9 protein-coding genes are annotated in these 13,318 nt (G+C 70.5%); all 9 read left to right on the top strand.

The genetic code is table 11. The features are described 5' to 3' along the window. The first annotated feature begins 135 nt into the window (after positions 1-135). Positions 136-1,032, top strand: coding sequence for an ABC transporter permease (locus WS87_RS15770; protein WP_059526182.1), 897 nt, complete (start codon positions 136-138; stop codon positions 1,030-1,032). A gap of 1 nt (position 1,033) precedes the next feature. Next, positions 1,034-1,828 carry an ABC transporter ATP-binding protein gene (locus tag WS87_RS15765; protein WP_059819820.1) on the top strand — a complete coding sequence of 265 codons (795 nt, stop codon included), beginning with the start codon at positions 1,034-1,036 and terminating at the stop codon, positions 1,826-1,828. Between the two features lie 245 nt (positions 1,829-2,073). After that, positions 2,074-2,781: a translesion DNA synthesis-associated protein ImuA gene (gene imuA, locus WS87_RS15760; protein WP_059819819.1), complete on the top strand. Its 708-nt coding sequence runs from the start codon at positions 2,074-2,076 to the stop codon at positions 2,779-2,781. After that, positions 2,714-4,219, top strand: a complete 1,506-nt coding sequence (locus WS87_RS15755) for a Y-family DNA polymerase (RefSeq protein ID WP_059819818.1) — start codon at positions 2,714-2,716, stop codon at positions 4,217-4,219. Before imuA ends, WS87_RS15755 begins: the two co-directional genes overlap by 68 nt. A 6-nt stretch (positions 4,220-4,225) precedes the next feature. Next, positions 4,226-7,441: an error-prone DNA polymerase gene (locus tag WS87_RS15750; protein WP_059819817.1), complete on the top strand. Its 3,216-nt coding sequence runs from the start codon at positions 4,226-4,228 to the stop codon at positions 7,439-7,441. Between the two features lie 320 nt (positions 7,442-7,761). Continuing rightward, positions 7,762-8,496 carry a GntR family transcriptional regulator gene (locus tag WS87_RS15745; protein WP_059526168.1) on the top strand — a complete coding sequence of 245 codons (735 nt, stop codon included), beginning with the start codon at positions 7,762-7,764 and terminating at the stop codon, positions 8,494-8,496. Positions 8,497-8,603: 107 nt separating this feature from the next. Then, entirely contained in the window at positions 8,604-9,707 is a 1,104-nt protein-coding gene (gene nagA, locus WS87_RS15740; RefSeq protein ID WP_059819816.1) for an N-acetylglucosamine-6-phosphate deacetylase, read from the top strand. After that, positions 9,700-10,707, top strand: a complete 1,008-nt coding sequence (locus WS87_RS15735; RefSeq protein WP_059526163.1) for an SIS domain-containing protein — start codon at positions 9,700-9,702, stop codon at positions 10,705-10,707. Before nagA ends, WS87_RS15735 begins: the two co-directional genes overlap by 8 nt. A gap of 15 nt (positions 10,708-10,722) precedes the next feature. Next, positions 10,723-13,305, top strand: coding sequence for a phosphoenolpyruvate--protein phosphotransferase (gene ptsP, locus WS87_RS15730; protein ID WP_059819815.1), 2,583 nt, complete (start codon positions 10,723-10,725; stop codon positions 13,303-13,305). The last annotated feature ends 13 nt before the right edge of the window (positions 13,306-13,318 follow it).

Genomic DNA, 13,318 nt, shown 5'->3' with positions numbered 1-13,318 from the left:
CGGCCCGACCGCCGCGCTTGCAGGCCCGATCCGGGCCTGAACGAAACCGCCGGGCGGGCGGCTCCCACCCGGGGCCGCCCGTCCGCTTCGCCCGGCCGTACACGTCCGGCCGGGAAGCAACAGGATTTCCCCATCATGTCTCTGTTCTCGTTTCTGGGCGCGCTGGAGATCGGCCTGATCTTCAGTCTCGTCGCCCTCGGGGTGCTGATTTCATTCCGCATCCTCAACTTCCCCGACCTGACCGTCGACGGCAGCTTTCCGCTCGGCGGCGCCGTCGCCGCGACGCTGATTTCCGCTGGCCACGACCCGTTCACGTCGACGGTGATCGCGATCGTCGCGGGCGCGCTGGCCGGCTTCGTCACCGGCTGGCTCAACGTGCGCCTGAAGATCATGGACCTGCTCGCCAGCATCCTGATGATGATCGCGCTCTACTCCGTGAACCTGCGGATCATGGGCCGGCCGAACGTGCCGCTCATCACCGAGCCGACGATCTTCACCGTGCTGCAGCCCGACTGGATGCCCGACTACGTGCTGCGCCCGGCGCTGCTCGCGATCGTCGTCGTGGTCGCGAAGCTCGGCCTCGACTGGTTCTTCTCGTCGCAGCTCGGTCTCGCGATGCGCGCGACCGGCGCGAACCCGCGGATGGCGCGCGCGCAGGGCATCGCGACGGGCCGCGCGACGCTCGCCGGGATGGCGCTGTCGAACGCGCTCGTCGCGCTCGCCGGTGCGCTGTTCGCGCAGACGCAGGGCGGCGCCGACATCTCGATGGGGATCGGCACGATCGTGATCGGGCTGGCCGCGGTGATCATCGGCGAAACGCTGCTGCCCGCGCGCCGGCTCGTGCTGACGACGCTCGCCGTCGTGCTCGGCGCGATCGTCTACCGCTTCTTCATCGCGCTTGCGCTGAACAGCGAATTCATCGGCCTGAAGGCGCAGGACCTGAACCTCGTGACGGCCGCGCTCGTCACGATCGCGCTGGTGCTGCCGGCGACGCGCAAGAAGCTGTTCGCGCGCAAGAACGGAGGGGCCTGACATGCTGTCTGCACACGACCTGAAACTCACGTTCAACCCCGGCACGCCGATCGAGACGCGCGCGTTGCGCGGGCTGTCGCTCGAGATTCCCGACGGCCAGTTCGTCGCGGTGATCGGCTCGAACGGCGCTGGCAAGTCGACTTTCCTCAACGCGATCAGCGGCGACCAGCGCGTCGATGCGGGACGCATCGCGATCGACGGCACGGACGTCACGCGCCAGCCGGCGTGGGACCGCGCGCACCTCGTCGCGCGCGTGTTCCAGGATCCGATGGCCGGCACCTGCGAGGCGCTGACGATCGAGGAAAACATGGCGCTCGCGATGGCGCGCGGCGCCCGGCGCGGCTTTCGCGCGGCGCTCGACCGGCCGTCGCGCGAGCTGTTCCGCGACAAGCTGCGTCTGCTGAACCTCGGGCTGGAAAACCGGCTGACCGATCGGATCGGGTTGCTGTCGGGCGGTCAGCGGCAGGCGGTGAGCCTGTTGATGGCGTCGCTGCGGCCGTCGCGGATCCTGCTGCTCGACGAGCACACGGCTGCGCTCGACCCGAAGACGGCCGCGTTCGTGCTGGAGCTGACCGAGCGCATCGTCGCCGACAGCAAGCTGACGACGATGATGGTCACGCACAGCATGCGCCAGGCGCTCGACTACGGCGACCGCACGGTGATGCTGCACCAGGGGCAGGTCGTGCTCGACGTGTCGGGCGACCAGCGCCGCGGGCTCGACGTGCCGGACCTGCTGCAGATGTTCGAGAAGGTGCGGCACGAGCAGCTCGACGACGACGCGTTGCTGCTCGGCTGACGCGCGGCGGGCGGGCCGGTGCGGTGCGGGGTGCCGCATCGTGCCGGTTCGCCCGGCGGTTGGTGTGTCGGCCCGGCGATTCGGACGACACGATCCGGCCCGCCCGCTCCGGTGCGGCGTAACATGAACGATCGCGCTGGATTTCCCGTCGTTTTTCCTCTGACGAAAAACCGGTTTCGCCTCAGTACTGTGCGACGCACGCGCATTGCCATATACTGTATATCCATACAGTTGTGGGTGGCGTCATGCTCGCATCCTCCATTTCTCCCGAATCCCTTCATCCGTCCCTTTGGCGCGGCTCGCAGCTCGCGCGCGGCGGTGCGCGCACGATCGACACGGGTTTCGCGCCGCTGTCCGCCGAACTGCCGGGCGGCGGCTGGCCGGTCGGCGGGCTCGTCGAGTTGCTGGCCGCTCAGCCGGGCTGCGGCGAGATGCGGCTGCTCGCGCCCGCGCTCGCGCGCACCGTCAGTGCGCGGCGTCCGCTCGCGCTCGTCGCGCCGCCTCAGTCGCCGCATGCGACGGCGCTCGCCGGTCTCGGCGTGTCGGCCGACGCACTGCTGTGGCTGCGCACCGGCAGCCGCACGGATGCCTTGTGGGCCGCCGAGCAGGCGCTCAGGACGGGCTGCTGCGGTGCGCTGCTGCTCTGGCAGGACGCGCGGCCCGATGCGCTGCGGCGCCTGCATCTCGCGGCCGCGCGCACCGGCGACACGCTGTTCGTGATGCTGCGCCCGCTGTCGGCCGCGCGGCAGCCGTCGCCGGCCGTGCTGCGCGTCGCGCTGCATCCGGTGCCGGGCGGCGTGTCGCTCGACATCGTCAAGCGCCGCGGGCCCGCGCGCAGCGAGCCGCTCGCGCTCGATTTGCCGTCGCCCATCGTGGAGAGCCGCTATGCGCGTCTTGCTCGGCATCCATCTGCCGCGCCTGCCGCTCGACGTGTGCGTCCCGCCGCCGTCTGACGGCGCGGCGGACGACGCAGACGACGCAGACGACGCAGGCTGTGCGGTGCTCGAGCAAGGTGTCGTGCTGATTGCCGATGCGCCCGCGCGCCGGCAGGGCGTGCGCGCGGGCATGAAGCGCGGCGGCGTGCTGACGCTCGCGCCCGACACACGGCTCGTCGAACGCGATCCCGCCCGCGAGGCCGATGCGCTGCGCGCGGTCGCGCTCGCATTGCTGCGCTTCTCGCCGTGCGTCGCACTCGACGACGAAGCGACGCTGATCGTCGACGTCGGCCCGAGCCTGCGCCTGTTCGGCGGCCTGCCGTCGCTGTGCCGCCAGGTGCGCGCGACGCTCGCGGCGCTCGGCTATGCGGCGCGCCTGTCCGCCGCGCCGACCGGGCGCGGCGCGTGGCTGCTCGCGCGCATGTCGGCGCGTGCGCGCATCCGGCGCCGCGTGGCCGGGCCGGCTTCGCTCGTCCGTACGCTCGATCGTCTGCCGTGCGCGCTGCTGCCCGACGCGCGCGCGTATGCGGGCTGGTTCGACGGCCTCGGCTGCCGCACGCTCGCCGATCTGCGCGGCTTGCCGCGCGCGGGGCTGCAGCGCCGCTGCGGTCCGGCGCTGCTCGCCGCGCTCGATCGCGCGTACGGCGATGCGGTCGAGCCGCTTGCGTGGATGGCGGTGCCGCCCGTGTTCGACGTGCGGCTCGAATTGCCGGAGCGCGTCGAATACGCGGAGGCCGTGCTGTTCGCCGCGCGGCGGCTCGTCGTGCAGCTCTGCGGGTGGCTGGCCGCGCGGCAGCTGTCGCTGGCCGCGATGACGTTCGATCTCGAGCACGAGCGCGGCCGTCAGGCCGTGCCGCCGACACCGCTCGAACTCGCGTTCGCCGCGCCCGTGCGCGACGAGACGCACTTCATGCGGCTGCTCGGCGAGCGGCTCGCGCGCGTCGAATTGCCGGCCGCGGTGATCGCGGTGCGGCTGAAGGCCACGCGCGTCGAATCGGTCGCGCCGCCGGCCGACGATCTCTTTCCCGAGCCGGGCGGCACGCGCGAGACGCGTGCGCGGCTGTTCGAACTGCTGGTCGCGCGGCTCGGCGCGGAGAACGTGCTGCGCGCGGCACCCGTCGCCGATCACCGTCCGGAGGCCGCGAACCGCTGGCTGCCGCTCGATGCGCAAGCGGGCAGGCCGGCCGGCGGGCCGCCCGCCGTGCCGCCGCGCCCCGCGTGGCTGCTGGCCGAGCCGCAGCCGCTCCTGATGCGCGAGAACCGGCCGGTGTTCCATACGCCGCTCAGGATGATGTCGTCGGCCGAGCGGATCGAAGCCGGGTGGTTCGACGGGCAACTGGCCGCACGCGATTACTACGTCGCGCAAGACGAGGTCGGTGCGTGCTACTGGGTGTTCCTGGAGCGCTCGGGAAGCCAGGCCGAGCCGCGCTGGTTCCTGCATGGCTTGTTCGGGTGAGCGGAGATGGTTGCGGAATTCAGCTGGCTACCCGATTACGCGGAGTTGTTCTGCCGCTCAAACTTTTCGTTCCTGCATGGCGCGTCGCATGCGGACGAACTGGTCGAGCGCGCGGCCGAACTCGGCTATCGCGGGATCGCGATCACCGACGAATGCTCGCTGGCCGGCGCGCCGCGCATGCATGTCGCGGCGCAGGCGCAAGGGCTGCCGCTCGTCATCGGTTCGTATTTCGAAGTCACGCCGGATGAAGTCGCACCGGGTCACGATCCGGGCCCCGGCGCGTTCGGCCTCGTGCTGCTCGCGCAGAACCGCGAAGGTTACGGCAATCTTGCCGAGCTGATCTCGTGGCGGCGGATGGCCGCGCCGAAGGGCACCTATACGTTGACGTCGCGGATGCTGTCGGCCCCGCCCGCGGCGTTTGCGCACCTGCGCGGCATGCCCGACTGCTTCGCGATCCTCGTGCCCGCGTATCCGGTGCGCGCGGACGTGCTCGATGCGCAGGTCGCATGGTTTCGCGCGACCTTCGGCGAACGCGCGCGGCTCGGACTCGTGCAGCTGCAGCGCGCGCTCGATGGCGCGCAGCGCGAGGAGATTCGCGCGGTCGGCGAGCGGCGCGGCGTGCGTATCGTCGCACTCGGCGACGTGACGATGCACCGGCGCTCGTGCAAGGCATTGCAGGACGTGATGACGGCGATCCGGGTCGGGATGCCGGTTGCCGAGTGCGGGTATGCGCTGGCGCCGAATGCGGAGCAGCACCTGCGTTTGCGGCAGCGGATCGGACAGTTGTACGCGCCGGACGAGATCGCGGAGACCTGCGCGATTCTCGACGCGTGCGATTTCGACCTCGGCTCGCTGCGCTACGAGTATCCCGACGAGATCGTGCCGCAGGGGCTGACGCCGACGCGCTATCTGGAACAGGAAACCTTCGCGGGGGCGGCGGGGCGTTATCCGCAAGGCATCCCGGAGAAGGTCGAGAAGCAGATCCGCCATGAACTCGACCTGATCGCGAGGTTGAGCTACGAACCGTTCTTCCTGACCGTCTACGACATCGTCAAATACGCGCGCAGCCAGAACATCCTGTGCCAGGGCCGCGGCTCGGCCGCGAACTCGGTCGTCTGCTACTGCCTCGGCATCACCGAGGTCGATCCCGACCAGAGCACGATGCTGTTCGAGCGCTTCATCAGCGAGGAGCGCGGCGAGCCGCCGGACATCGACGTCGACTTCGAGCATCAGCGCCGGGAAGAGGTCATTCAGCATATCTACGAAAAATACGGCAAGGATCGCGCGGCACTCGCGGCGGCGGTCTCGACGTATCGTCCGCGCGGCGTGCTGCGCGAAACCGGCAAGGCGCTCGGCGTCGATCCGATGCTGGTCGACCGCGTCGCGAAGGGGCATCGCTGGTTCGACGGCAGCCGCGACCTGCTGCAGCAATTCGCGACGACCGGGCTCGATCCGGCCACGCCGATCATTCGCGCATGGGCCGAACTCGCGGGGCGCTTGCTCAACTTTCCGCGCCACCTGTCGCAGCATTCGGGCGGCTTCGTGATCAGCCGCGGCAAGCTCACGCGGCTCGTGCCGGTCGAGAACGCGGCGATGGACGGGCGGCGCGTGATCCAGTGGGACAAGGACGATCTCGAGGCGCTCGGGCTGATGAAGGTCGACGTGCTCGCGCTCGGCATGCTGTCGGCGCTGCATCGCGCCTTCGACATGCGCACCGCGTGGCGCGGGCCGCAGGAGGACGGCCAGCCATTCACGCTGAAGCATATTCCGCAGGATGACGAACCAACCTACGACATGATCTGCCGGGCGGATACGGTCGGCGTATTCCAGATCGAATCGCGTGCGCAGATGTCGATGCTGCCGAGGCTGAGGCCGCGCAACTACTACGATCTCGTCGTCCAGGTGTCGATCGTGCGGCCCGGGCCGATCCAGGGCGGCGCCGTGCATCCGTATCTGAAGCGGCGCAGGATCGTGGCCGGCGAGGAGGAGGGCGAGGTCACGTATCCGAGCGAGGCGCTCAAGGAAGTGCTCGTTCGCACGCTCGGCGTGCCGATCTTCCAGGAGCAGGTGATGCAGATCGCGATCGTCGCGGCGGGCTTCACGCCAGGCGAGGCCGACGAACTGCGCCGCGCGATGGCCGCGTGGAAGCGCAAGGGCAACCTCGAGAAGTATCACGACAAGATCATCGACGGCATGCTCGAACGCGGCTACACGCGCGAATTCGCCGAGCAGATCTTCGAGCAGATCAAGGGCTTCGGCGAATACGGCTTTCCCGAGAGCCACGCGGCCAGCTTCGCGAAACTCGCGTACGCGAGCAGCTGGCTCAAATGCCACGAGCCCGCGATCTTCGTCGCGTCGCTGCTGAACAGCCAGCCGATGGGCTTCTACGCACCCGCGCAGCTCGTGCAGGATGCGAAGCGCCACGGCGTGAAGGTCTTTCCGGCCGACGTCACGCGAAGCGGCTGGGAAGCGTCGCTCGAAGCGCTGCCCGGCCAGCCGCCGCCGCACGGCCAGCCCGCGGTGCGGCTCGGCCTGTCGCTCGTGCGCGGCCTCGGCGAGGCTGCCGCGCGGCGCATCGAGGCCGCGCGCGCGGCCGGCCCGTTCGAGAACGTCGACGCGCTCGCGCGCCGCGCGCAGCTCGAACGGCGCGATCTCGAAGCGCTCGCCGCCTCGAACGCGCTCGCGACGCTCGCCGGCCATCGCCGCGATGCACTGTGGCAGGCCGTCGCCGCGGCACCGGAGCGCGACCTGCTCGCCGCCGCGCCGATCGACGAAACGGAGCAGCCGGTGCTCGGCGCGCCGTCGGAAGCCGACGACATCCTCGCCGACTATCACACCACCGGCCTCACGCTGAACCGCCACCCGGTCGCGCTGCTGCGGCCCGCGTTGCGCGCGCAGCGGCTGTCGTCCGCGGCCGAGTTGCGCGACCGTCCCGACGGCCGGCTCGCGCGTGCATGCGGGCTCGTGATCGCGCGGCAGATGCCGGGCACCGCGAAGGGCGTGATGTTCATGACGCTCGAGGACGAGACGGGCTGCGTGAACGTGATCGTGCGGCCCGAGCTGCTCGCGCGGCAGCGCCGCGAAACGCTCGATTCGCGACTGCTCGCGGCGTCGGGCGTGTGGCAGGTCGTCAGCGACGTGAGGCACCTCGTCGCGCAGCATTTCGAGGATCTGACGCCGCTGCTCGGCGGCCTGCGCACGTCGAGCCGCGAGTTCCACTGACGCTGTGCGCCGGCATGCCGCCCGCGCGCCGCCGCCGGATGCATACCAGTCGGCCGAACTGGTTCTATTCCGGTATCGTTTTCGGCTTCCCAAGCCTGGCAAATCCGGCCCGGGAACTGTCCCCTTGCATACCAATCCGGGTAAATCCCTATCCCGCATCGCATTGTAAACAAAGGATTTCCGGCAACTAAAACGCTTGCCGGGCAAGGCTTTCGGCGATTTCCACACCGCTAATACCAGTTCGTTGACTGGTATTATGGTGGTTATATAATGCGTTCACTTTCGACGGTCCGAGATCGTCGTCCGACACCCGGAGGCACATGGAAACCGGCTGGTCCGAACTGGCGCCCGATCCCCTCGACGACACGCCGCTGTATCTGCAGCTCGCCCGCAACCTGGCGAGCGCGATTCACGCCGGCGCGTGGCGGGCCGGCGAGGCGCTGCCGTCGGAGCGGCTGCTGTCGGGGTCGGTCGGCGTGTCGCGGATCACGGCCCGTCGTGCGCTCGCGCTGCTGGTCGAGCAGGGGCTGATCAAGCGGGCGCGCGGGGCGGGCAGCTTCATCACGCCGCGCGTTGCCGATCCGCTGTCGCGTCTCGTCGGCTTCACCGCGAAGATGCAGCAGCGCGGTTTCGTGCCCGATTCGGTGTGGCTGTCGCGCACGCTGCGCACCGCGAGCCGCGACGAGATCACGCGTCTCGGCCTCGCGCCCGGCGCGACGGTCGCGCGGCTCGAGCGGCTGCGCCGCGCGGACGGCATCGTGATGGCCGTCGAGCATTCGACGTTGCCGGCCGCGGTGGTGCCCGATCCGCAGGCGCTCGGCGCGTCGCTCTACGAATACCTCGACGCACGCGGGATGACCGTCGTGCGCGCGCTGCAGCACTTTCGCGCGGCGAACGCGACGCACGAGATCGCGAAGTGGATGTCGGTGAAGCCGGGCTCGGCCCTGCTCGTGATCACGCGCATCGGCTACGGTGTCGACCAGCGCGCGATCGAAGTGTCCGAAACGTATTGCCGCGACGACTATTACGACTTCGTCGCCGAACTGAAACGCTGACGCGCGAGACTGCCCGTGCGCCACGCGCGGCGGAGCGCAACGAAGCACAACGGATTTGCAAATCGCGACGCGGATGTCCGCGTCACCAGATCATCAAGAGAAACGTCATGCTGACTGGAAACATCCTCACCCCCGACGGCTGGATTCTCGGCTCGCTCGACAGCGAGAACGGCCGCATCACCACGCTCGACGGCACGCCCGCCGACCCCGCGAAGAACGACGCGCCGTACATCCTGCCCGGCTTCATCGACCTGCACGTGCACGGCGGCGGCGGCGCCGATGTGATGGAAGGCGGCGACGCGATCGAGACGATCGCGCGCACGCACGCGCAGTTCGGCACAACGAGCCTGCTCGCGACGACGATGACCGCGCCGCGCGACGAACTGATGCAGGTCGTCGCGAATCTCGGCACCGTCGCGCGCACCCGCACGCCGGGCGGCGCGCGCGTGCTCGGCGTGCACCTCGAAGGACCGTACATCAACCCCGGCAAGCTCGGCGCGCAGCCGGACGCGGCCGTGTCGGCCGTGCTCGACGAAGTGCTGAAGTACCTGTCGATCGCGCCGATCCGGGTCGTCACGCTCGCGCCGGAAATCGCCGGTCACATCGAGATCATCGGCGAGATGGCCGCGCGCGGCGTGCGCGTGCAGCTCGGCCACTCGCTCGCGACCTACGACGACGCCGTCGCCGCGCTCAAGCACGGCGCATGCGGCTTCACGCACCTGTTCAACGCGATGTCGCCGCTGCATCACCGCAACCCGGGCCTCGTCGGCGCCGCACTCGCGCATGCCGAATACGCGGAAATCATCCCCGACCTGCTGCACGTGCACCCGGGCGCGATTCGTGCAGCGCTGCGCGCGATTCCGCGCCTGTACGTCGTGACCGACAGCACGTCCGCCACCGGCATGCCCGACGGCGAATACCGGCTCGGCAGCCAGCACGTGACCAAGTGCCTCGGCGGCGTGCGGCTCGCCGACGGCACGCTCGCCGGCAGCACGCTGACGATGGACCAGGCGCTGCGCAACCTCGTGTCGCTCGGCCTGCCGATCGCCGACGTGTCGAACCGGATGTCGCGCTATGCGGCCGACTACCTCGGCGTCACCGATCGCGGCCGCCTCGAGCGCGGCGCATGGGCCGACCTCGTCGTGTTCGATCGCGACCTGAACCTCACCGCGACCTACGTCGAAGGAGAATCGATTGTCGAATATGCTTAAGGAAGCGCGCGAGTCCGCCCAGGTCGTCGCCGCGCAACTCGCCGACACCACGCGCGTCGAAGCGCTCGCCGGCCAACTCCTCGATCACCCGCCGGCCGTCGCGCTGACGGTCGCGCGCGGCAGCTCGGATCACGCTGCCAGCTATTTCGCGAGCCTGACGATGAGCCGCCTCGGCGTGCCCGTCGCGTCGCTGCCGATGTCGGTCGCGACGCTGCAGCAGGCGCCGCTGAAGGTGCAGGACCAGCTCGCGCTGGCATTCTCCCAGTCGGGCAAGAGCCCCGACCTCGTCAACACGATGGCCGCGCTGCGCGAAGCCGGCGCGCGCACCGTCGCCGCCGTCAACGTGCTGCCGTCGCCGCTCGCCGACGCGTGCGAGCACCAGCTGCCGCTGCTGGCCGGCCCCGAACTGTCGGTCGCCGCGACCAAGAGCTACATCGCGATGCTGTCGTTGTCCGCGCAGATCGTCGCGTACTGGCAGCGCGACGCCGCGCTGATCACGGCACTGCGGGGCCTGCCCGACGTGCTCGCGCAGGCGGGCCGGCTCGACTGGTCGCCGGCCGTCGCCGCGCTCGCGGGCATCGAGCGGATGATCGTGATCGGCCGCGGCCTCGGTCTTGCGATCGCGCAGGAAGCCGCGCTGAAACTGAAGGAAACCTCCGGCATCCAGGCCGAGGCGTTCTCGAGCGCCGAAGTCCGTCACGGCCCGATGGAGCTGATCGACCGCGACTATCCGCTGCTCGTGTTCGCGCCGCCGGGCCCGGAGCAGGCCGGGCTGCTGCAGCTCGCGCAGGACATGCGCGCACGCGGCGCGGCCGTGCTGCTCGCGGCGCCCGCCGGCACGCCCGGCGCGACCTTGCCGCTCGCGCAGTCCGCCCATTCGGCGCTCGACCCGATCGCCGCCATTCTTTCGTTCTACGTGATGGCGGCGGATCTCGCCGTCGCGCGCGGCCGCAATCCCGACACGCCGCGCCACCTGAACAAAGTCACCGAAACGCACTGATAGCCGAGACAGCCGATGAGACGCGCCGAGGAGTCCCAGTTGAAGAGTTCCACCCATGATCAGATCGTCCTGCTTGCCCCGCTGACCGGGCCGATCGTCGCGCTGACCGACGTGCCCGATCCGGTGTTCTCCGGCGGGATGTTCGGCGACGGCATCGGCATCGATCCGCTCGCGGGCCGGCTCGTCGCGCCGTGCGCCGGCATCGTGTCGCATCTCGCGCGCACCGGCCATGCGGTGACGATCACGACGCCGCAAGGCGCGGAAGTGCTGCTGCACATCGGCATCGACACCGTTGAGCTGAACGGGCAGGGCTTCACCGCGCGCGTCGAAGCCGGCGCGCGTGTGGCGGCGGGCGATCTGCTGATCGAGTTCGACCAGGACGCGGTCGCGCGCAGCGCGCATTCGCTGGTCTCGGTGATCGCGATCGCGAACTCCGACGCGTTCGACGTGGTCGAGCGCGCGAGCGGTTTCGCGACGGCCGGCGAGACGCCGCTGCTGACATTGCGCGGCAAGGGCGAAGCCGCCGCGCAGGCGGCGCAGGCCGGCGCGGCGGCGATGAACGAAGTGCGCCGCGCGGTCGTGCTGACGCAGCCCGGCGGCCTGCATGCGCGCCCGGCCGCGCGGGCGCGCGAAGCCGCGCGCGGGCTCGACGCACATGTCGACGTGCTTTTCGACGGCCGCAAGGCGCCGATCGCAAGCGTGGTCGGCCTGCTCGGTCTCGGCGCCGGCGAAGGCGCGACGATCGAACTGGTCGGCCGCGGTGCGCACGCGCGGGAAGCCGTCGAAGCGGTCGAGCGTGAGTTGCTGCGCGAAGCGCACGGCGAGGTCGAGGAACGGCCGGCGCGGCTCAAGTCGCCCGCACCGCAGCCGATCGTGCGCAACACCGGCGCAACACTCGATCCGAACACGCTCGCGGGCGTGTGCGCGGCGCCCGGCATCGCGGTCGGCACGCTGGTGCGTCTCGACGATGCGGACATCGTGCCGCCCGAACAGGCGACCGGCACGCCCGCGTCGGAAAGCCGCCGGCTCGACCAGGCGCTGACGGCGGTCGATGCCGAACTCGACGAAACGGTGCGCAACGCATCGGCGCGCGGCGCGGTCGGCGAGGCGGGAATCTTCGCGGTGCATCGCGTGCTGCTCGAGGACCCGACGCTGGTCGACGCGGCGCGCGACCAGATCAGCCTCGGCAAGAGCGCGGGCTTCGCGTGGCGCGCGACGATCCGCGCGCAGATCGACACGCTGTCGAAGCTCGACGACGCGCTGCTCGCCGAGCGCGCGGCGGACCTCCGCGACATCGAGAAGCGCGTGCTGCGCGCGCTCGGCCACACGAGCGGCGCGACGCGCACGCTGCCCGACGAGGCCGTGCTCGCCGCCGAGGAATTCACGCCGTCGGACCTGTCGTCGCTCGATCGCCAGCGCGTGACCGCGCTCGTGATGGCGCGCGGCGGCGCGACGTCGCATGCGGCGATCATCGCGCGCCAGCTCGGCATTCCGGCGCTCGTCGCGGTCGGCGACGCGCTGTACGCGATTCCGGACGGCACGCAGGTCGTCGTCGATGCGAGCGCGGGCCGTCTCGAACACGCACCGACCGCGCTCGACGTCGAACGCGCACGCCACGAACGCCAGCGCCTGGACGGCGTGCGCGAAGCGAACAGGCAACAGGCCGGCGCTGCCGCCGCGACCATCGACGGCCGCGCCATCGAGGTCGCCGCGAACATCGCGACGCTCGACGACGCGAACACCGCGGTCGACAACGGCGCGGACGCGGTCGGCCTGCTGCGCACCGAACTGATGTTCATCCATCGCCAGGCCGCGCCGAGCGTGGTCGAGCACCAGCAGAGCTACCAGTCGATCGTCGACGCGCTGCAGGGCCGCACCGCGATCATCCGCACGCTCGACGTCGGCGCCGACAAGGAAGTCGACTACCTGACGCTGCCGCCCGAACCGAACCCGGCGCTCGGCCTGCGCGGCATTCGCCTCGCGCAGGTGCGCCCCGATCTGCTCGACGATCAGCTGCAGGGCCTGCTCGCGGTGAAGCCGTTCGGCGCGGTGCGGATCCTGCTGCCGATGGTGACGGATGCGGGCGAGCTCGTGCGGCTGCGCAAGCGTATCGACGAATTCGCGCGTGCGCAGGGCCGTACCGAGCCGATCGAGGTCGGCGTGATGATCGAGGTGCCGTCGGCGGCACTGCTCGCCGACCAGCTCGCGCAGCACGCGGATTTCCTGTCGATCGGCACCAACGACCTGACGCAGTACACGCTCGCGATGGACCGCTGCCAGGCCGATCTGGCCGCGCAGTCGGACGGCCTGCATCCGGCCGTGCTGCGCCTGATCGACATCGCGGTGCGCGGCGCGGCGAAGCACGGCAAGTGGGTCGGCGTGTGCGGCGCGCTCGGCGGCGATCCGCTCGCGGTGCCGATCCTCGTCGGCCTCGGCGTGACCGAACTGTCGGTCGACCCGGTGTCGGTGCCGGGCATCAAGGCGCGCGTGCGCCGTCTCGATTACCAGCTGTGTCGCCAGCGTGCACAGGATCTGCTCGCACTCGACTCGGCACAGGCGGTAAGGGCAGCAAGCCGCGAGGTCTGGCCGCTCGACTGAACGTCGACGGCGG

The organism is Burkholderia sp. MSMB0856 (assembly GCF_001524645.2).
In the GTDB taxonomy this organism is placed as follows: Bacteria; Pseudomonadota; Gammaproteobacteria; order Burkholderiales; family Burkholderiaceae; genus Burkholderia; species Burkholderia diffusa.
The sequence above is the reverse complement of the archived record's forward strand: the minus strand, read 5'-3'. Positions and strand labels throughout refer to the sequence as shown.